Origin of the sequence: Sanguibacter gelidistatuariae, from assembly GCF_900096585.1 — a bacterium.
Classification (GTDB): domain Bacteria; phylum Actinomycetota; class Actinomycetes; order Actinomycetales; family Cellulomonadaceae; genus Sanguibacter; species Sanguibacter gelidistatuariae.
The window spans coordinates 1-20,158 of the sequence record NZ_FMYH01000001.1; the positions used below are offsets into that span (position 1 = coordinate 1).

Annotated in this window: 19 protein-coding genes; 7 read left to right on the forward strand and 12 right to left on the reverse strand. The window is 69.7% G+C overall.

Features of this window, described 5'->3' with window-relative positions:
- Both BLQ50_RS00005 and BLQ50_RS00015 read left to right on the forward strand, forming a co-directional pair.
- Positions 1-290: transposase (locus BLQ50_RS00005; protein ID WP_139185625.1), on the forward strand; the 290-nt coding region annotated here is incomplete at its 5' end.
- Between the two features lie 337 nt (positions 291-627).
- Complete coding sequence (locus BLQ50_RS00015; RefSeq protein WP_093180270.1) at positions 628-1,599, forward strand: AraC family transcriptional regulator; 972 nt, start codon at positions 628-630, stop codon at positions 1,597-1,599.
- A 41-nt stretch (positions 1,600-1,640) separates the two neighbouring features.
- Here the strand turns inward: BLQ50_RS00015 and BLQ50_RS00020 are convergent, their stop codons facing one another.
- Positions 1,641-2,753, reverse strand: a complete 1,113-nt coding sequence (locus BLQ50_RS00020) for a 3-deoxy-7-phosphoheptulonate synthase (RefSeq protein ID WP_281181281.1) — start codon at positions 2,751-2,753, stop codon at positions 1,641-1,643.
- A 368-nt stretch (positions 2,754-3,121) separates the two neighbouring features.
- On the reverse strand, positions 3,122-3,412 hold the full coding sequence (locus BLQ50_RS00025; protein ID WP_093180273.1) for a helix-turn-helix domain-containing protein: 291 nt from the start codon (positions 3,410-3,412) through the stop codon (positions 3,122-3,124).
- 5 nt (positions 3,413-3,417) lie between these two features.
- Between BLQ50_RS00025 and BLQ50_RS00030 the strand changes: the two genes are divergently transcribed.
- From BLQ50_RS00030 to BLQ50_RS00040, 3 genes are all read left to right on the forward strand, one after another.
- The gene (locus BLQ50_RS00030) at positions 3,418-3,639 is read left to right on the forward strand and encodes a hypothetical protein (protein ID WP_139185627.1); all 222 of its coding nucleotides are present in this window, start codon (positions 3,418-3,420) and stop codon (positions 3,637-3,639) included.
- A 231-nt stretch (positions 3,640-3,870) separates the two neighbouring features.
- Complete coding sequence (locus tag BLQ50_RS00035) at positions 3,871-4,962, forward strand: hypothetical protein (protein ID WP_139185629.1); 1,092 nt, start codon at positions 3,871-3,873, stop codon at positions 4,960-4,962.
- Between the two features lie 67 nt (positions 4,963-5,029).
- Positions 5,030-6,844, forward strand: a complete 1,815-nt coding sequence (locus tag BLQ50_RS00040) for a hypothetical protein (protein ID WP_139185631.1) — start codon at positions 5,030-5,032, stop codon at positions 6,842-6,844.
- Here the strand turns inward: BLQ50_RS00040 and BLQ50_RS00045 are convergent.
- From BLQ50_RS00045 to BLQ50_RS00060, 4 genes are all read right to left on the reverse strand, one after another.
- The gene (locus BLQ50_RS00045; RefSeq protein WP_093180279.1) at positions 6,841-7,239 is read right to left on the reverse strand and encodes a hypothetical protein; all 399 of its coding nucleotides are present in this window, start codon (positions 7,237-7,239) and stop codon (positions 6,841-6,843) included. The two genes, BLQ50_RS00040 and BLQ50_RS00045, sit on opposite strands and share 4 nt — an antisense overlap.
- Positions 7,239-7,871 carry a nucleotidyltransferase domain-containing protein gene (locus BLQ50_RS00050; protein WP_093180281.1) on the reverse strand — a complete coding sequence of 211 codons (633 nt, stop codon included), beginning with the start codon at positions 7,869-7,871 and terminating at the stop codon, positions 7,239-7,241. The genes BLQ50_RS00045 and BLQ50_RS00050 overlap by 1 nt, the downstream gene beginning before the upstream one ends.
- Positions 7,872-8,049: 178 nt before the next feature.
- A complete protein-coding gene (locus BLQ50_RS00055) occupies positions 8,050-9,102 on the reverse strand; it encodes an aspartate-semialdehyde dehydrogenase (protein WP_093180282.1) in 1,053 nt (350 codons plus the stop codon).
- A gap of 50 nt (positions 9,103-9,152) precedes the next feature.
- Positions 9,153-10,445, reverse strand: a complete 1,293-nt coding sequence (locus tag BLQ50_RS00060) for an aspartate kinase (protein WP_093180284.1) — start codon at positions 10,443-10,445, stop codon at positions 9,153-9,155.
- A 169-nt stretch (positions 10,446-10,614) separates the two neighbouring features.
- On the opposite strand from BLQ50_RS00060, the gene BLQ50_RS00065 reads away from it, so the two are divergent.
- Together BLQ50_RS00065 and BLQ50_RS00070 are read left to right on the forward strand one after the other, a co-directional pair.
- Entirely contained in the window at positions 10,615-11,604 is a 990-nt protein-coding gene (locus tag BLQ50_RS00065; RefSeq protein WP_093180285.1) for an ABC transporter ATP-binding protein, read from the forward strand.
- Positions 11,601-12,713 carry an ABC transporter permease gene (locus BLQ50_RS00070; RefSeq protein WP_245700800.1) on the forward strand — a complete coding sequence of 371 codons (1,113 nt, stop codon included), beginning with the start codon at positions 11,601-11,603 and terminating at the stop codon, positions 12,711-12,713. Before BLQ50_RS00065 ends, BLQ50_RS00070 begins: the two co-directional genes overlap by 4 nt.
- A 45-nt stretch (positions 12,714-12,758) precedes the next feature.
- On the opposite strand, the gene BLQ50_RS00075 is transcribed toward BLQ50_RS00070, so the two are convergent.
- The 6 genes from BLQ50_RS00075 to BLQ50_RS00100 form a co-directional block, all read right to left on the reverse strand.
- Positions 12,759-13,415: a DUF5063 domain-containing protein gene (locus tag BLQ50_RS00075; RefSeq protein ID WP_245700801.1), complete on the reverse strand. Its 657-nt coding sequence runs from the start codon at positions 13,413-13,415 to the stop codon at positions 12,759-12,761.
- Positions 13,408-14,007 carry a recombination mediator RecR gene (recR, locus tag BLQ50_RS00080; RefSeq protein WP_093180287.1) on the reverse strand — a complete coding sequence of 200 codons (600 nt, stop codon included), beginning with the start codon at positions 14,005-14,007 and terminating at the stop codon, positions 13,408-13,410. Before recR ends, BLQ50_RS00075 begins: the two co-directional genes overlap by 8 nt.
- A gap of 31 nt (positions 14,008-14,038) precedes the next feature.
- Entirely contained in the window at positions 14,039-16,606 is a 2,568-nt protein-coding gene (locus BLQ50_RS00085; protein ID WP_093180288.1) for a DNA polymerase III subunit gamma and tau, read from the reverse strand.
- 139 nt (positions 16,607-16,745) lie between these two features.
- A complete protein-coding gene (locus tag BLQ50_RS00090) occupies positions 16,746-17,408 on the reverse strand; it encodes a methionine ABC transporter permease (RefSeq protein ID WP_093180290.1) in 663 nt (220 codons plus the stop codon).
- The gene (locus BLQ50_RS00095) at positions 17,405-18,625 is read right to left on the reverse strand and encodes a methionine ABC transporter ATP-binding protein (RefSeq protein WP_093180292.1); all 1,221 of its coding nucleotides are present in this window, start codon (positions 18,623-18,625) and stop codon (positions 17,405-17,407) included. Before BLQ50_RS00095 ends, BLQ50_RS00090 begins: the two co-directional genes overlap by 4 nt.
- A 220-nt stretch (positions 18,626-18,845) precedes the next feature.
- Positions 18,846-19,748 carry a MetQ/NlpA family ABC transporter substrate-binding protein gene (locus BLQ50_RS00100; RefSeq protein WP_093180294.1) on the reverse strand — a complete coding sequence of 301 codons (903 nt, stop codon included), beginning with the start codon at positions 19,746-19,748 and terminating at the stop codon, positions 18,846-18,848.
- Positions 19,749-20,158 lie beyond the last annotated feature (410 nt).

A 20,158-nucleotide genomic window follows, 5' to 3' on the forward strand; every position in this document is an offset into this window, starting at 1 on the left:
ACCGGGCCAAGGACACCACCGAGGGCAAGGCGCTGGCCGAGACGGTCCTGGAGACGTTCCATACCTGCCCGATCCCCGAAATCGCCCGGCTCGGGCGGACCCTACGACGCTGGAAGAAGGAGTTCCTCGGCTACTTCAGCACCGACCGCGCCAACAACGGCGGCACGGAGGCCATCAACGGAATCATCGAACTGCACCGGCGCATCGCACGCGGATATCGCAACGGCGATCACTACCGACTACGCATGCTGCTGGTCGCCGGCGGGCTGCTCCTCCCACCGCAACTCTGATGAGCCTGATTGAGCTCAAGCACCCCGGTGAAGTACAGCGAAAGGGCGACCCCGATAGCGACGATGCCGACGGGAATCTTGTTCCAGACAAAGACGATGACGGCGATGAACAGCACGGTCACGGTGATCCACATGTCGCTCACACAGCCAGACAGTACACGGACAGGAGTGTGGCTCCCCGGTATTCACCCGCCACGCCCCCGAGGCATTCCCTCTCCCACGAAACCGTCGATTAAACTCGGCGGTGAAGCGTGCGCAGGCGTCGATCCGGTGATCGCCTTGCACATCACCATCGCGCCCGGCCACGGCGTCCGAGAAGTCAGGGCATCCGTATCTCATGTGGGAACCGATCCCGTCCTGGGCCGTCAAACAGATCCTGCGGGACTATGGCGGCGAGCCGCACCCGGATCGGGTCGCGGAGATCGGGCGCCATCTCTGGGTCCCCAGCGGCCGCCCCTTTCACTACTCCGACCACAAGCGGACGGTCGGGGAGGTCTCGTTGATGGAGACGGACCAGTCCGCCTTCCGCTCCACCACCGGAAGAGATGTTTCCGAAGACGGCATCCTCAGCATCGGCGTCGTCACCTCGGGCCAGACGCAGATGGGGCGGTCCGGGCGCACGGCCGAGGTGGTGCCCACCGGCGGTGCCTACGTCCTGCGGAGCTGGACCGAGTGGACCGTCGAGATGAGCGATGAGACCCGCGGGACCGTCGTACGGATCCCCGAGCACCGGTTGCGCGAGCGCGGGATCCGGGTCCACCCGGACAGGGTCCGCCTCGACGGGGCGCCGTCCCTCGCCGGCCCGCTCTCATCCTTCGTCTCCTCCGTGGTCCGTCCGAGCTGGCAGTCGACGGCCGTCGGCGAGGACGTCGTCGAACGAGCGGTCGAGGATCTTGTGGTCGGCATGCTCCTGGAGACCAGCGGCTATGCGATGGACAGCGAGGAGCTGCGCACCGGGTTGTGCGCCCGCGCGGCCGGTGTCATCTCCCGTGAGCACCGCAGCGGTGACCTGACCCCCGCCATGGTCGCCACTCTCCTGGGTGTGTCGCTGCGCCACCTGCAGCGCGCGCACGAGCAGAACGGTGTGACGATCGCCGCGGTCATCGCCGCGGAGCGGACGCGATCGGCCGCGCTCCTGCTCGTCGCCCCCGGCGCGATGACCCTGACCCTCTCGGAGATCGCCCGCCGCTGCGGCTTCGGGTCGACCTTCGAGCTGCGCAACCAGTTCCGCTCCGCCTATGGCGTGCTGCCGTCCCAGTACCGGGCCGACGCCGCGCTCGCGTCCGAAGGCCGCGCGCTGACCTCCTAGGGTGAGCGCCCGGCGTCGGCCCGGCTGGGTGAACGGACGCGCTAGCGTCCCGCGACCACCGTGCGGCGTGCGCGCGACGCCGCGGCGAGCTCGCGCAGCAGGTCGGCTGTGGTGTCCCAGTCGATGCACGCGTCCGTGACGGACTGCCCGTAGGTCAGCCCGCTGGCCGCGGGCTTCTGCGCGCCGGCCACGAGGAAGCTCTCGATCATGATCCCGGCCACGCCTTGGCTGCCCGCGGCGACCGAGGCGGCGATCTCGCGGACGACCTCGGCCTGGCGGACGTGGGACTTGCCGGAGTTGCCGTGGCTCGCGTCGATCATGAGGCGCGGCTCGAGCCCCGCGGCGGTGACGACCGCGAGCGCGTCCGCGACCGAGGCGTCGTCGAAGTTCGGGCCGCTGCGCCCGCCCCGGAGGATGACGTGGCAGTCGGGGTTCCCGGTCGTGGCCACCGCGGCGGCCCGGCCCTGGGCGTCGATCCCGAAGAACGTGTGCTCGGCCGCGGCGGTCACGCAGCCGTCGACCGCGGCCTGGACGTCGCCGTCGGTCGCGTTCTTGAACCCGATCGGCATGGACAGCCCCGAGGCGAGCTGGCGGTGCACCTGGCTCTCGGGGTTGCGGGCACCGATCGCGCCCCAGGACACGGCGTCGGCGATGTACTGCGGGCTCGTCGGCTCGAGGAACTCGCACGCGGCGGGGACACCCTCGTCGAGCACGCCGAGCAGCACCTCGCGGGCCAGGCGCAGCCCGCGGTGCACGTCGAAGGTGTTGTCCATGCCGGGGTCGTTGATGAGGCCCTTCCACCCGACCGTGGTGCGCGGCTTCTCGAAGTACACGCGCATGACGATGCACAGGTCTGCTGCCAGTTCGCGTTCGAGCGCGGCCAGCCGTCGCGCGTAGTCGAGGGCGGCGACCGGGTCGTGGACCGAGCACGGGCCGACGACGACGAGGAGCCGGTCATCGGTCCCGTTCATCGCGCGGCGGACATCCTCGCGGCTGCGGGCCACGAGGTCAGCCGCCTCCCCTGTGAGCGGCAGCTCGGCGAGCATGTCGGCGGGTGCGGGCAGGGGATCGAGCGCACGGATGCGCAGGTCGTTGGTGCGCGGGGAATCCATGACGATCTCCGATGAGGTGTGGGTGGACATGGGGGTAGACATGGGGCGGGGCTCCGAATCTGGGCGGGTCTGAGGGGGCATCGATCTCAGACGGGGCCGCAGAGGCCTACCGGTGTCGCGGAGTCGGCCCGTCTGAAACGACGAAGGGCCAAGACGTGTCGACGTCTCAGCCCTGTGCTGGCTCCGGGTGGAAAGTTGGTCAGGCGACTGCCCGCTGAGCTCCACCAAGAGCCAGCGTAAAGCGCCAATACCAACCGATGTTCATGCGCCGAGATTAACACACCCACCTCCGCTGAGTGCGGCCGTTCGGCTGCCTGATGTCCGGTTTGGGCAGCCATTCGCCCGCACTCAGCGGGTTTTTGGTGGGCGACGGACGCTCTGCGAACGCGCGGCGGACGCTAAGCGGACGCTCAGCGATGGGCGAGGCCGTCGACGAGGTCGCCGACCTTGCAGCCGAGCGCGTGCGCGAGGTCGATCAGCGTGGACAGCGTCGGGTTGGCGGGCGTCTTCTTCGCCCGGTCGGAGAGCCCCGACTCGAGCAGCTGGTAGTGGTTCCGGCTCAGCCCGGCGCGCTCGGCCGCCTTCTCCTGCGTGAGCCCGACGGCGTCGCGCCGGTCCCGCTTTCTTCGCCTCCCCCGAGGGCTACGGGCTCGATTCCCCGCAAACCCGGCGCCTCCTCGACGTCGTGACCGGCTACGCAAGGGACGTGCGGGGAGACGACCCGCTGCGCTGGAGCCCGGACGCACTCAGCGCCCTGCTCCGGCGGCTCCCCGGCCCCGTGGCGACCGAGGACCTCGCGCCGCTGACCGACCTGCTCCTCGCCTGGGTGCCCTACACGTGCCGGGTGCGCGACGTCGCCCCAGACACCATCCGGCAGATGGTCCCCGCCCCTCCAGGCCAGGACCCGCACCTTCCTCGACACCCTTGACGACCGCAAGAACCTGCCCGACACGGAGCCGAGGTAGCCGCGAGCGCCCGGAGCGCTATCCACAGGCAGGAGAAAACCGCCCTCGGAGGGCTCTCGCGGTCATAGATTCGGGGCATGCCCAGACATCGAACTCGCCGAAGCCGCCAACGTTCCCACGACAGCCGAGCCCTCCATCCGCGACAGGCTGCTCGCGTGCCGGCTCAGCCCGGCATTGCCGCTCCCCTCCGCACTATGCTGCGTTCCAGTCCGCTCGATTTCCTCCTCCTGATCAGCGGCCTCATCGAGACGGTTGCGCCGCCGTCGGCTCCCTCCCCTGACGACGCTGCGTTCACCTTGGCCCGCTTCGTTGCTAGTTTCGAGGCGTTCCCGTGCACCGAGACCACGGCCGCCCTCCGTCTCGTCGCAGCATTCAGCCAGGACGAGGATCTGCGCACCCACATCGGCAGCACCCTCGCCGCGAGGCGCCAGCCTCTCCCGCCCTGGCTCGCTCATCTCGACGACGCATGCGTCGACGGCGACGTGCTCCTCGTGACCGATCCCCTCGGTGACAGCTCCGGCTACACCTTCGCTGTGCGCATGGCCGGCGGCGTACGGTTCACGGTGGTCGTCGGCGTCGACCACACCGTTGCCGACGCAGTCCGGGAGGCGATGGTCGTCATCAACAGTCCGGAGGCGGTCGCGGCGACCTCCTGCGAGGCGATCAGACTCGCCAGCGCGATCGGTGGCGAGCCGGTCGTCACGCATCTCGATCCTGGCGATGCACGTGCCGTCATCGAGTACGCGATCTCACAGGGTGACCGGGTCGATCCCCCGTTCGAGTCACCGACGTGGCCAGCAAACAGGGCGCTCGTGGAATGGGCAGTCGGTCTCTTGCCCCCGGGTGGCGCGGTCCCGGTCCCGCCGTCGTGGAGCGATGACGATCTCCACCAGATCGCCGACACGTTCTTCGCCTCCACCGACGGGGCCGACTTCCCGTCCTGGGTATTCGGACGCTTCCTCGACCTGGCTCTCCGCTTCGCCGTCACCTCCCGGGCCACCGATCCGCTGCGGTGGACTCCGCTGACTACCAAGGCCCTTCTCGACTGGGCCCTATGGAGCCGTCTGATCGATCACGACGACGCCGAGCTGCTGGCCGATCTGCTCATCACGTGGGTCCCGTACACCTGCCGTCTGCGCGGCGTCGACCCGCTGATCATCGACCAGGTCCGCGACGCCGTCGAGCAGCTGGCGGATGAGCTTGTCGACCTCGTCGACGAGGTCATGACGAGCGAGGAAGAGGAGTGGGATGAGCCGGAGGACCACCTCTGCGCCCGCGACTCCTGAGCCGGAAGGATCTGCCCGCCACCCCGGTCACATCGACCGTGCTCCCGCCCACCACTATCCTCAGTCGGTGGCCAAAAACAACACGCACCGCGCGCACGAGCCTCGCCGCAGGACCCTGCGCGCACCCCACCAAGACGCTCACCCCGGCGCTGAGCCGATGATGCTCGACAGGCTGCGCAGCGGGCTGCGCTCCCCCGAACCGCTCTCGCTCCTGGACTGGATGAGCGCCATCGTCGAGGCAGGTGAGCCGTACGCCCTGCCCATGCCCGGGCAGGCCCCGACGGCGGTCACCCTCGACGAGCTGGTCGCCTCTTTCGAGGGGACCCCGTGTGCCGAGACGACGGCCGCACTGCGCGTCATCAACGAGTTCACCCGGGACGACGCGTTGCGCACCCGGATCGCAGCCACCCTGGCCGGCCGGCCCCACCACCTGCCCTTGTGGCTGTCCCACCTCGACGAGGCGCGCATCTCCGGTGACGTGCACTTCCTCACCGAGAGCCTCGGCGACGGCGACGACTTCATCTTCGGAGTGCGTCTGGCCGGCGGCGAGGAGATCACCGTCGTCGTCTTCGTCGACCACAACCTCGGCGGTGCGCTCAAGGATGCCTTCGTCGCTCCCGAGCCCCTGCGCGACGCGATCATCAAGTTCGTCGACATCCTCGAGCCGGGACAGACCCTCACCGTGACCGATGCCGCCACCGCGCGCGCCGTCATCGAAGAGGCTCAGCAGCTGGGCGCCTCCTTCCTGCCCCCACTGCAGTCCGACACGTGGCCAATGAGCCGCCCGCTCGTGGAGTGGGCCACCAGCCTCCTGCCCGCTGGCGGGACCGCCCCGGCGCGCAAGGGATGGACCCGGGCCGACGTCGCGGCGATCACCGCCGACTTCTTCGCCTCCTCCGAAGGCCGCACCCTCGACACAGCCGATAACCGCGAGATCCTCGACCTCCTCCTGGATTTCCGCGTCAACCACCGGGGCGACGACCCGCTGCGCTGGAGCGCTGCTGTCCTCGAGGACGTCCTCACCTGGATCCCGGGCCACCTGCTCGTGGACACCGGATTCCTCGACCCGATCCCCGACCTGCTCGAGACATGGGTGCCCTACGCCCACCGGGTGCGCGGCGTCGACCCCGCACAGTCCGCCCAGGTGATGGTGGCCCTCGCGGCCTTGTCGGCGGACTTCTTCGACGCCCTCGACGACCTGGACTCTGGGGGTCCGCAGACCTCGACCGATGCGCTGCTGCGCACGCTCGGGTTGGACTCGATCGAGGAGCTGGCCAGGATCGACCCCGCGATGGCCCGCAGGGTGGCCGAGATCGCCGGATCCGCTGGTGACTTCTCGCCGGGCGCGTACCTGCTCAATCGGCTGGCCGTCGCCGTCGGCGGCACGGAGGAGCTGGCTGCCCTGGACACGACCCCGCTCCCGGACGAGCCCTTCGACTGGACGGGGGTCCCCGAGGACATCCGTCCCATGGTCACCACGTGGCTCGACCTCGCGGACCGCTGCGCCGACGAGCTGTTCGACGTCGAGCACCGCACGGTCTTCCGGCGCTTCCTCGCCCGCGCCGCCGCCGTCGACCCGGCTGTGTTCCGCCGCGTGAAGGCCTCACCTGTGCGCGGCGCGGCCGCGCTCGTGTGGGTGGCCACCAAGGCCAACCAGACGGTAGGCCTGTACAAGCCACTCAACGTCAAGGACCTCTTCGCCTGGTTCGGGTTCACTGGCTCGGTGTCCCAGCGCGCCGAACCCCTGCTCAAGGCGGTCGGGGTGAACCCGCACCACCCCTGGGACGGCCTGGGTTCCCCCGACCTGCTCGTCGCCCTCCGCCGCGCCGAGATCATCGCCGACCGCGACCGGTGGACCGCCGATCCGCCCTCACCCGTCTAACCCACGCGACGGACGGCCTCCTCGACCAGCGCCTGGGCTGCCCTCAGCGCCGCTGCTCGGTCTGCGGTCCCCAACAGACGTTCGCCGTAGTGGCTGGCTGGCTTGGCCGAAGCGAGCCGTCTGAGATGCTTGCCCAGACCTGTGTCAACCCTGGCGAGGAGTTCAGCGGCACTCTGATGATCTGGTCCTGAGTAGCGTTCACCCAAGGCCACAAGGCAGATCGCATCACCGGCGGCGATGCCAGCGAGCACTGCGAGCCCGACGCAGACGTTGACTGCGGCGCCATCCTCAGCATCGACAAGCTGAGCCACCTCGAGGTACTTGTCGGCGATGCGGGCCCGGCTCTGCGCCTGCCCGCGATCACCAGGGCGGGTGGTCAACTTCTTGGGTGCCATCACGCATCCATGTCGGCGGGAGCGACCAGGCCTTGCGGCCGGGGGCCGATCAAGGTACGCGCATCAGCCGTCCACGTCTCCACGAGCGGCTCTCCCGCCTGGACGATCTCACGCAGTCTCGTGGACGACAGCACCATCGTCTCAAGACGATTCCCTGTCCACCTCAGCACGTGGTCTTCGAGATCGTCCACCTGATCGGTCCACCTCGCGTCATGGACGTCCAAGCCATCATCGACAACAAGCATCAGGTCGATATCACTCGTGGCAGTGGCCTGCCCCCGCGCATGCGAACCAAAGACTGATACGTGGATGGGAACCGGGGAGAGGCTCTGACACGCCAGGGTCAGCCGCGACAAGAGTTCTTCGCCAGCGCGCACCGCGGTGAGGATCGCTGGCGCCAGAAGATGGTCCCTGTTGAGTCGGTACAGGAATCCGTTGTTGGCCGGGTCGGCGATGACCAAGCCGTGCTCCACGAGGCGGTTCAGGACCGCATGCTGCCCCGCACGAGTCCCGCGGCGGGACAGTCGGGCTATCTGAGTGGCGCTGAGACCCGACGCGGTACCCGCCAGCACTTCGAGAACGGCGGAGTCCAAGCTCGGGACCAACGAGCGCAGCGGCGAGGTGAGGTCCATACTCCCCAGCGTGCAACTATCCCGACACGCTGTCAACTATTCCGTCATGGTGCAGAAATAGTTGACACCATCCACGCCCCAGCAGGTCCCTCACCCCGCCGAGTGCTGGCTTTTACGCACGAAACGCCGTGAAAGGCGTGTAAAACCCAGCACTCAGCGGAATGGGGAGGGGGTGGGGCTAGCGAGCGAGGCGGGCGGCTACTAGTTCGGCTACCTGGACGGCGTTGAGGGCTGCGCCCTTGCGGAGGTTGTCGTTGCTCACGAACAAGGCCAGACCCCGGCCACCTGGGACGGACTGGTCGGTGCGGATGCGGCCCACGAAGCTCGGGTCTGCGCCGGCCGCCTCGAGCGGGTTGGGCACGTCGGCCAGCTCGACGCCGGGCGCGGCGGCGAGCAGCGCCCGTGCCTCGTCCGGGGTGATCACCCGGGAGAACTCGGCGTTGATCGCGAGGGAGTGCCCGGTGAACACGGGGACCCGCACGCAGGTGCCCGAGACAGCGAGGCTGGGCAGGCCGAGGATCTTGCGCGACTCGTTGCGCAGCTTCTGCTCCTCGTCGGTCTCCTCCGAGCCGTCGTCGACGATCGAACCGGCCAGCGGCACGACGTTGAAGGCGATGTTCTTCACGTACTTGACCGGCGCGGGGAGGGTGACCGCCCCGCCGTCGTGCACGAGGGCGAGGGTGTCCTGCCCGACGGCGGCGCGCACCTGGGAGTCGAGCTCAGCCGCGCCGGCCAGCCCGGAGCCGGAGACCGCCTGGAAGGTCGTGACGATGAGACGTTCCAGGCCCGCGGCGTCGGCCAGCGGCTTGAGCACCGGCATGGCTGCCATGGTGGTGCAGTTCGGGTTGGCGATGATGCCCTTGGGCGCGGCGTCGACGGCCTCGGGGTTGACCTCGGCGACGACGAGCGGGACGTCGGGGTCCAGCCGCCAGGCGGAAGAGTTGTCGATGACGATCGCGCCGGCCGCCGCGAAGCGCGGTGCCTGGACCGTCGAGGTCGCCCCGCCCGCGGAGAACAGCGCGATGTCGATTCCGGACAGGTCCGCGGTCGCGGCGTCCTCGACGACGACGCCGCGCCCCTGCCACGGCAGGGTGGTCCCGGCCGAGCGGGCCGAGGCGAAGTAGCGGATCTGCGCGACCGGGAAGTCGCGCTCGGCCAGCAGCCGGCGGATGACTGCGCCGACCTGCCCGGTGGCTCCGACGACGGCGACGTTCACACCTGATGCACTCATGGAATCACTCTTTTCACGATGACACGGTCAAGAAGAAGGGGGCGGGCAGATCAGCGACCGGTGCCGCCGTAGACGACGGCCTCGCCCTCGCCGTCCAGCCCGAAGGCGGAGTGCACGGCGCGCACGGCGTCGTCCAGGCTGTCCTGGCGGGTGACCACGGAGATGCGGATCTCGGAGGTCGTGATCATCTCGATGTTGATCCCGGCGTCGCGCAGCGCACCGAAGAGGCGGGCCGAGACCCCGGGGTGGGACTTCATGCCCGCGCCGACGAGGGAGATCTTGCCGATCTGGTCGTCGTACTGAAGGGAGTCGAAGCCGATCTCTGCGCGGACGCCGTTGAGCGCGGTCGTCGCGATCGGCCCGTCGTCCTCGGGGAGGGTGAAGGAGATGTCGGTCCGGCCCGTCGCCGCGACGGAGACGTTCTGCACGATCATGTCGATGTTCGCGCCGGCGCTCGCGACGACCTCGAAGATGCGGGCCGCGGTGCCGGGGACATCGGGCACGCCGACGACGGTGATCTTGGCCTCGCTGCGGTCGTGGGCGACTCCGGAGATGATCGGGTCTTCCATGGCTTCTTCTCCCTCGTTCGGACCGGCCGCGGCGATCGCGGGGACGTTGGTGACCAGCGTTCCTTCTTTGCCCGAGAACGACGAGCGGACGTGGATGGGGACGTTGTAGCGGCGCGCGTACTCCACGCAGCGCAGCGCGAGGATCTTCGCGCCGCTGGCCGCCATCTCAAGCATCTCCTCATAGGTGATGCGGTCGACCTTGCGCGCGGACGGGACGAGGCGGGGGTCCGCGGTGTAGATGCCGTCCACGTCGGTGTAGATCTCGCAGACGTCGGCTCCGAGGCCGGCGGCGAGCGCGACGGCGGTCGTGTCGGAGCCGCCGCGGCCCAGCGTCGTGACGTCGTTCGTGTTGAGGGTGACCCCCTGGAACCCGGCGACGATCGCGACCGAGCCCTTCTCGATGGTCTCCCGGATCCGGCTCGGCACGACGTCGACGATCCGCGCCTTGCCGTGCACGGCGTCGGTGATCACACCCGCCTGCTGGCCGGTGAAGGACTTCGCCTTGACGCCCAGGTTGTTGATGGCCATCGCGAGCAGCGACATCGAGATCCGCTCGCCGGCGGTGAGGAGGATATCCATCTCCCGCGACGGGGGTAGCGGGGTGATCTGCCGGGCGAGGTCGATGAGCTCGTCGGTCGTGTCACCCATCGCCGAGACCACGACGACGATGTCGTTCCCGGCCCGCTTGTACTCTGCGATGCGCTTCGCTACGCGCTTGATGCTCTCGGCATCAGAGACGGATGAACCGCCGTACTTCTGCACAACAAGTGCCACGTGCTTGCTCCGTTACGTTGCTGGTCCCGTCGATCTAAACGTCCACCAGGTATTGTCCGAACGCCCCGAGTGTAGGACGGCCCCGCGGCAAACACCAGAACGCCCGCCATACGGACCCGAGCGTGATGCACCTATTGCCCGGATCGGGCGTGCTTGTAGGATCACGGTCATGACGAGCGCCCAGCCGTACCCGCCACCCGCCTACGGGATCACCCCAGGCCCGCCGCCCCCTCCGGACCCCTTGGCCGAGTTCGGCGTGATCGCCCACGGCGTGCAGCGCAGCTTCGGCTCCGTCGCGGCCGTGGTGGGCATTGACCTGCGTGCCCGGCGGGGATCTGTGACAGCGTTAATCGGTCCTAATGGCTCGGGCAAGACGACGCTCATGCTCATGCTCGCCGGTCTGATCGCGCCCGACGCCGGCCGGATCCTGATAGGCGGCCACGACCCGGTGACCGCGAACTACGCGGCCCGCTCGCAGGTGGGGTGGATGCCCGATTCCTTCGGCACGTGGGACTCCCTCACCGCCCGGGAGGTGCTCATCACGACCGGGGCGACCTACCGGATGTCCAAGGAGCACTCCCGCCAGCGCGCCGCCGAGCTGCTCGAGACCGTGCACCTGGTCGACCTCGCCGACGCCCCCGCGCATGTGCTCTCGCGCGGGCAGAAGCAGCGCCTCGGGCTGGCCCGGGCGCTCGTCCACAACCCCGCGGTGCTCATCCTCGACGAACCCGCGAACGGCCTCGACCCCCGCTCGCGGATCGAGCTGCGCACCCTGGTCCGTTCCCTCGCCGCGAACGGCACGACCGTGCTCATCTCAAGCCATATCCTCACCGAGCTCGACGAGATGGTCGACGACGCCGTCTTCATCTCCCGCGGGCGCACGGTCGCCCAGGAGTCCGTCGTCGAGGCCCGGATCCACCACCGCACGTGGCGGGTCAAGGCGCTCGCACCCGAGCCGCTGCACGCGTGGTTGCGGTCGGTCAACGTCCCGTTCGTCGAGCATGCCGACGGCGGGCTGCTCATCCAGATCGGCGGTGAGGAGGCCGCCGCCCGGATGCTGCGCGACGCGATCGGAGCCGGCGTCCCCGTCGTCTCCATGGCCCCCTCCGGCGGCGCGCTGGAACAGACGTATCTCTCACTCGACGAGGACCGACGATGACTGCCTTCCCATACCCGGCCGCACCGCCGAAGCACCCGGCCCTGCCGCCTGCCCTGCGCCCGCGCGGGACCTGGTCGCTGTCCTGGCACGGTGTGCGCACCGTCGCCAAGCTCGAGCTCACCCAGCGGCTGCGCTCGACCAAGTGGAAGGTCGCGCTCGGGGTGTGGTTCCTCGTGGTGGGCGGCATCTGCCTGCTGATCAGCACCTCGGTCAACTATGAGAACACCGGGCTCTCCCAGCCCGGACCGCTGATGTTCAGCCTCAACGTCATGTTCATCCTGTCGATGGGCCTGCTCATCACGCCGACCCTGAGCTCCGCGGCGATCAACGGGGACCGGATCGCCGGGACGCTCGCCATCCTCCAGGTCACGCTGCTCACCCCGATCGAGATCACCCTCGGCAAGCTCCTCGCCGGGTGGCTGGCGTCCCTCGCCTTCGTGGTGATCAGCGTGCCGTTCATCCTCTGGTCCTTCCTCGCCGGCGGCGTGGCGGTCGGAGCAGTGTTCAGCACGCTCGTGCTGCTCACCCTCATGCTGGGCGTCGTCTCCGCCGTCTCGCTCGGCTTCTCGGCGTTGACCACCAAGCCGACCGGCTCGACGGTGCTGTCCTACCTGACTGTGGCCTTCTTGACGGTCGGCACGCTCATCCTCTTCGCCGTCACGCTCTTCCCGATGTCCGGGACGGAGCAGTACTCCGTCCAGCAGGCGAGCGAGTGGGACAACAAGTCCGGTGACGTGGTGGCCTGCGAGTGGCAGGACACCACGCAGTCGGTCGCGCACACCGAGCGCACCTGGTGGCTGCTGGCCATCAATCCCTACGTCGTCGTCGCCGACGCCGCTCCCGGCAGGGAAGCGTTCAACGGCTCGAGCGCCGACCCGCTCGCCGCCATCCGCGACGGGGTGCGCTCGGCCCGGGCTGGCGCGGGCGAGCCGTACTCGACCTGCCCCGCGTCGATCTCGGGGGTCGAGGAGATCGATCCGTCGACGGCGCCGGTGTGGCCGCTCGGGCTGGCCGTCAACCTGCTGCTCGGGGCCGGGGCGGTCGTGCTGACCGTGCGGCGCCTGCGGATCCCGCAGGGCAAGCTGGCCCGCGGGACCCGGGTCGCCTGAGCGGCGAAGTCAGCCCGTTCGGGCTGGCCACGGCGGGCCGGCCGGTCAGGACTGGAGCGCCTCGTACTCCGCCTCGGCCGCGACATCGTCGGCGACGTCGAGGCGGAGGTGGGCGAGGATGAGCTGAAGGACGCGCAGCGCGCTCGCAGCACGCTCACCCCAGGCTGACAGGTAGGAGAACTGCCACCACCACAGCGCCTCGACCTCGTTGCCCGCCTCGAAGTGCGCGAGGCCCTGGGTCAGCGCCGAGGCGACCATGGCGAGGTCGGCGCTTATGGCCGACCCACCGAGCTCGGCGTCCAGGAGGGGGTCCACGACCTCGACGTACTCGTCGATCCCATCGAGCACCTGGGCGAGTCCGAGGCGCAGCGGGTCGAGGTCGGTCTCCTCGCCTGCGTCCGGCTCGAACCGCGCCGAAGGCACGACGTCGACCATCGCACCCAGGCGTGCGCCAGCGCTGAGGATGTCGGACGTGGCCAGCAGCAGCAGCGCGATCGCCGCGTCGGGAGCGGCGCCGGAGGCGACCTCAGCGCACGTCTGCAAGAACCGCTTCGCCTGGCCCGCGACGGCGACGGCCACCGACCGCAGGTCGGCTGCGTCGGCTGCGTCAACGGCATCCGCAGCGTCTGCGGCGCTGGTGGTCGTGACCGCACGCGCGCCGGCCTCGTCCTGGGGCGCCTCGACCATCGTCTCGTCAGCCACTGACAACTCTCCGTCCCTCGAACGCCCGCCCGAGGGTGACCTCGTCGGCGTACTCCAAGTCTCCCCCGACCGGCAGCCCGGAGGCGAGGCGAGTCACGCGCAGGCCGAGCGGGCCGAGCAGTCGCGCGAGATAGGTCGCGGTGGCCTCGCCCTCGACGTTGGGGTCCATCGCGAGGATGACCTCCAGGACGGCGCCGTCAGCGAGCCGGGTGAGCAGCTCCTTGATGCGCAGGTCGTCGGGGCCGACGTTGTCGATGGGATTGATGGCGCCGCCGAGAACGTGGTACTTGCCCCGGAACTCCCGGGTTCGCTCGATCGCGACGACGTCCTTGGGTTCTTCCACGACGCAGATCACCGCGAGGGACCGTCGGGGATCCAGGCAGATGCGGCACTGCGCGGACTCTGCGACGTTCCCGCAGATCTCGCAGAACCGCACGCGGAGCTTGACCTCGGTCAAGGCGTCGGCGAGTCGACGTGCGTCGTCCGCGTCCGCCGCGAGGAGGTGGAACGCGATCCGCTGCGCGCTCTTGGGCCCGATGCCGGGAAGCCGGCCGAGCTCATCGATCAGGTCTTGGACTGCGCCTTCATACACCCCCCCAGCCTACGTCGAGCCGGGGCGAGGCTCAGACGTCGAGTATCTCCTCGATGACCACGCCGCCGAGGATCTGGGCGATCAGCGGCGCCCCGACCTGCCCGGAGGAGGCGAGATCCTCGTCGTCGGGCTGGGGATCGTCGACGATCTGCGCACGTGCTTCCTCCTGCGCCCGGGTGGCCGCGACGACTCGCTCGGCGGCCCGGCGCGGGCTTTCCGCGACCGGCGGTGCGGTTTCGGCGACCGGCTGGGGCTGAGCACCGTTCGAAGGGGCGGCGTTCGAGGGGGCGGCGCTCGGCCGGGCGGATCCTGACGCCGCAGGCCTCGACGTGCCTGCGGGCGTCCGGCCCGACCCGTACTCCGGGGCGGGTTCGTGATCGAAGTCGCCGGGCGGCTCCTCGCCGTACTCGGATGCGTGCCCCGGCGACGCCGGTGCGCTCCCCGGGCTGCCGCCCTCGCGGGACTCCGCGCGGGCGGGGTCGGGGACGGCGGAGTCGGGAACGGTGGAGTCGGGAACGGTGGAGTCGGGAACGGCCCGGCCCGCGCGGACGGGTGCCGCGGTGGTCGGCTGCACGCCAGGCACCGCAGCGGCTGGGCGGCTCGCCGCGGGCGTGGCCGGCATGTCCCAGGAGGCCGCCGCAGCGACCGGGTCGATCCCGGCGACAGATCCGGAGGACGGCGGACGGACGGACGGCAGCGCAGCGGCGGCGGGCGCCGCCGGTGCCCGGCCGGGCTCCTCGATCCCACCTTCGACGCGGACGTCGAAGCCGAGCGTCTCGCGGATCGCGCGCTGGACGAGCTCGGCTCCGGGGCCGCTGCGGAACGCGGTCGCGAGCCCCGCGGAGGCGAAGGTCAGCCGCAGCGTGCTGTCGTTGAGATCGGCGACCTGTGCGTTCTGGGCCACGAGGGCCCAGGTGGCCTTGCGCAATCGGCTCAGGGTGTCGAGCACCTCGGGCCAGCGCCGACGGAGCATGTCGGTCGTCGACGCGCCGACTGCGGAAGCCTCCGAAGAGACATGGGCCTGCGGAGCGGTAGCCGGCTGTACGGGAGCCAGTTGTCCCGGAGCAGGCTGGGCCGGAGCAGGCTGGGCCGGAGCAGCCTGCGGTGCCGCCGGAACCGCCTGGGCCTGCGCTTGCGCTTGCGCCAAGTCAGCAGCAGCGGGAGGCGCCACCGCAGCTGGTTCCTGGGGGACCGAAACCTCGGGCTCGGCGGGCGCGGCCGTCACCACGGCCGGGTCGTCCCACGGAGGCGGCGCGATCGCCCCGCCGGTGGAGGCGGGGATAGGCGCCGCAGGGCTCGCGGGCGCGGGCTGGCTCACCGGAGCCGGAGCCTCCTGCGCCACTGCGGCGACCGGCGCAACAGCCGCGGGCGCGGGCGCGGGCGCAATCACAGCCGACGTCGTCGCGACTGGCCGAGCCGCCGCCCCGCTGGCGAGGCCTCGCTCGAGGCGATCCAGGCGGGCGCCGATCCCGGCCGTCGTGTCGTCCGCGGCCGGCAGCAGCAGCCGGGCGCACAGCAGCTCCAGGTGCAGGCGCGGGGAGGTCGCCCCGCTCATCTCGGTCAGCGCGGCGTTGACCACGTCGGCTGAGCGGGACAGCTCGCTCGCGCCGAGGTTCACCGCCTGGGTGCGCATCCGCGCCAGCTGGTCGGCCGGGACGGATCGCAGGACCGCCTGCGCGGCGTCGCCGGAGACGGACAGCACGATGAGGTCGCGCAGGCGCTCCAGGACGTCTTCGACAAAACGGCGCGGCTCGTGGCCGGTCGCGATGACGTGGTCGACCACCCGGAACATGCTCGCGCCGTCGCGGGCAGCGAGGGCGTCCACGACGTCGTCGAGCAGGGTGACGTGGGTGAAGCCGAGCAGCGACACAGCGCGCTCGTAGTCGAGGGTGGCGCCCTCGGCGCCGGCCATGAGCTGGTCGAGCACGGAGAGGGAGTCGCGCACCGACCCGCCGCCAGCCCGCACCACGAGCGGGAGGACCCCGGCGCCGACCGCGATGTGCTCGCTCGCGGCGAGCGAGGCGAGGTACGTCTGCAGGGTCTCGGGGGCGACGAGGCGGAAGGGGTAATGGTGGGTCCGCGAGCGGATCGTCCCGATGACCTTCTCGGGCTCGGTCGTGGCGAAGATGAACTTCAGGTACTCCGGCGGCTCCTCGACGATCTTGAGCAGGGCGTTGAAGCCCTGCGCCGTGACCATGTGGGCCTCGTCGAGGATGAAGATCTTGAAACGGTCACGGGACGGGCTGAACGTCGCCCGCTCCCGGAGCTCACGGGCGTCGTCGACGCCTCCGTGGCTCGCGGCGTCGATCTCGACGACGTCGAGGCTCCCCGGACCGCCGCGGGCCAGCTCGATGCAGGACTCGCACTCCCCGCACGGGGTGTCCGACGGCGTCTCGGGGGTGTTGCGGGCACAGTTGAGGATCCGCGCGAGGATGCGCGCGGACGTCGTCTTGCCGCAGCCTCGCGGCCCGGAGAACAGGTAGGCGTGGTTGACGCGGTTGGAGCGCAGAGCCTGCATGAGAGGCTCTGTCACATGCTCCTGGCCGATCACCTCGGCGAAGTTCTCTGGACGGTAGCGGCGGTACAGGGCTGTGCTCACACCGCAACCTTAGACGGTGCGTCCGACATCGCTCTCCGCGCGCTGGGGGCATCCACCGGGCGCAGCACCGCGACCTCTGGGTGGGTCGGCAGGATCGCCTCGATCACCTGCCACCGGGCCGGCCGCCCGGCCGGCACCGTCACCGGCGCAGGGCCTTCTTCGCGAGCCCGTTGCCGATGAACTGTGCCGCCTGCACCATCAGGATGATGATGATGACCGTCACGAGGGTGACCTCGTTGTTGAACTTCTGGTAGCCAAAGCGGATGGCGAAGTCACCCAGACCACCACCGCCGATCGCCCCTGCCATCGCCGACATGTCCACGACGCCGACAAACAGGAACGTGAAGCCGAGGATGAGCGGGGCGAGCGCCTCGGGGACGATGACGGACCAGATGATCCGCAGCCGGGAGGCACCCATCGCCCGAGCGGCCTCGACGACCCCGGGGTCGAGGGCCACGAGGTTCTGCTCGACGATCCGGGAGAAGGCGAAGGCCGCCATGACCGTCATCGGGAAGATCACCGCCCCTGTCCCGATCGTCGCGCCCGTGAGCTGCAGGGTGACCGGCCGGATGGCGGTGATGAAGATGATGAAGGGGATCGGCCGGATGATGTTGACCAGCACGTTGAGCACGTTGAACACCACGGCGTTAGGGAACAGGTTCCCCTTGCGGGTGACGTACAGGCCGAGCCCGATGAGCAGGCCGAAGAACCCGCCCACAACCAGCGTGACCGAGACCATCTGGAGGGTCTGGCCGAAGGAGTCGACAAGCTTGGGCCAGAGCTGGGACCAGTCGGTCTTCATCGATTCCCCTTCCGGAATCCACCGAGCGGGTTCGGGTTGCCTGGGTCGATGCCGCCGATCTGGGCGGCGTTCTCGGCGGCCAGGCGGTCGAGAGGCAGTGGCGCCGACGGACTCTGCGCGTCCGGGCGGTCCGTCTCCGTCCCCGGCGCGTAGGCGTCCGGGTCGGCGAGCGGGTGCTCCGCGGTCCCCAGGTCGACGACCCGGGTATATCCCTTGAGGGTCTCGATGGAGCGGGCGATGTCCGCCGGCGTTCCGACGAGCTCCCAGGTGAGGGAGCCGAAGGGGCGTTCGGTGACCTCGCTGATCCCGCCGAAGATGATGCTGCCCTGCACAGAGTTGGCGCTCAGCACGTCGGTGATGCGCCCGCCGGAGGTGCCGTCCTCATGGACGGAGACCGTGATCAGGTGGTGCGGGTGGCGCCGCCGGAGCCGCTCGAGGGCGTCCTTGCTCGGGCGGTCCTTGATCGTCGCCTCGACGAAGCGTCGGGTGGCGGGGTGGCGGGGGTTGGCGAAGACGGAGTAGACGTCTCCGAGCTCGACGACCTTGCCGCGTTCCATGACCGCGACCCGGTCGCAGATCGTCTTGACCACGTCCATCTCGTGGGTGATGACCACCACGGTGATGCCAAGCTCGGCGTTGACCTTCTTGAGCAGGGCCAGGACGTCCTGGGTGGTCTCGGGGTCGAGGGCACTGGTGGCCTCGTCGGCGAGCAGGATGCCGGGGTTGGTGGCCAGAGCCCGGGCGATGCCCACGCGTTGCTTCTGGCCGCCGGAGAGCTGGCTGGGGCGTTGCTTGGCCTTGTCCGAGATCCCGACGAAGTCGAGCAGCTCGGCGACCCGTGCCTTGCGCTTGGCCTTGGGCCAGCGGGCGACCTCGAGCGGGTAGGAGATGTTCCCGGCGATCGAGCGCGAGGAGAGCAGGTTGAACTGCTGGAAGATCATCCCGATCCCGGCGCGGACCTCACGCAGCGCGCCCTCGGGCAGGCCGGTGATCGATCGGCCGTCGACCTCGATCGTCCCACCGGAGGTCAGCTCGAGGGCGTTGATGAGCCGGACGAGGGTCGACTTCCCGGCTCCGGAGTAGCCGATCACCCCGAAGATCTCCCCCCGGGTGATGTCGAGCGTCACGCCGTCGACCGCGTTGAACGGCCCGTTGTCCCCGACAAAGGTCTTGGTGACGTCGCTGAACCGCACCATCGCGGACGTGGTGCCGCTCATCCTTGCTCCGTTCTCACCCGTGTCGACTTCATGACCCCACATCCTGCCAGCCCCACCCACCCGATGCCCCCTCACCCACCCTCACCATCCGGTCGCCACGCCCCGGTCCCGCTGAGTGCTGGGTTCTACACGCTAAATGCGGCGTTTCGCGTGTAGAACCCAGCACTCAGCGGAAAGGGTGGGGTGGGTGGGTGGGAGCGGGAGGGGAGGGCTGTTGGGGTTACTTCTTGAGGGCGGTCTGGATGGGGGTGAGGATCGTCTGGAGCTCGGCCGGGGTCTTGTGCACGAGGACCGCGGTGTTCAACGACGCTTCCTGGAGCGCGGCCTCGACCTCGGGCGACTGGGAGATCTCGACGAGTTTGGCGAAGGTCTTGTTGTCCTTGTCCTCGGCGCGGGAGACCCAGATGTTGATGTAGGGCAGGGCGCCCTCGGAGTCGGCCGAGTCGGCGGCCAGCGCGTCCGCCGGCTTGAGCCCCGAGTCCTTGACGAAGTCGTTGTTCACCACGGCGCCGTCCACGCTGTCGAGGTTGAGCACGGTCTGGGTCGCGTCGATCGGGGTGACCTTGACCCGCGAGGTGTCGAGCACGTCGAGCTCGGTCGAGGTGGCGGACCCGCCGTCCTTGAGCTCGACGAGGCCGGCGTCGCGCAGCACGAGCAGCGCCCGCGCGAGGTTCGACGGGTCGTTGGGGACGACGATCTCGGCGCCCTGGGGGATCGCGTCGAGGGAGTCGTACTTGTTCGAGTACAGGCTCAGCGGGTAGATGGCCGTCGAGCCGATCGGGGTGAGGTCTTGACCGGAGCTGACGTTGTACTCCGCGAGGTACTGCAGGTGCTGGAACTGGTTGAGGTCGAGCTCGCCCTCGGTCAGCGCCGGGTTCGGCAGCGGGTACGTGCCCAGGTCGATGATGTCGACGTAGATGCCGGCCTTCTCGGCCTGCGTCTCGAAGACGGACCACTGGTCGTTCGCCGCGGCACCGACAACGCCGATCTTGATCGGGTCGTCCTTCTCCCCGCTGGCGGCCTTCGAGTCCGAGCCCGAGCCGCAGGCGGTCAGGGTGAAGCTGAGGACGGTGGCGAGAGCGAGGGCGCCGAAGGCCTTGGCTGCGCGGGTGCTGCGGATCATGAGGGAGTTCCTTCCGGATGCGCCTGGTTGGGCGCAGGACAGTCTCGGCGGATAGCCGATGGATGGATCGAGCGAAAGACGTGTGATGGCCCGCTGCGGACGGGTCGGTCTGCGCGCGTGCCGTCGGCACGGGCAAAGGCAAGGGGCGCCGCGGGTGCGGCAGACACCGGGACGAATCCCGATCCGGGTGAGTCGCTAGATCAGCGACAACACCCGCCGGGCATGAGGCCCGCACGGCAGCACATCATCGGGCGGCGCATGGCGCAGGCCCGGATGACGGTGGCGTGGTTCGTGGTGAACATGGGACCAATCATGCGCCGTCGCTACGGAAGATCTCAACCCGAGAGCCGGAAAATCTCACTGAGCGGACAAGCGGCGGGTCGCATCGCGAGATCACTCGGGCAAACCAT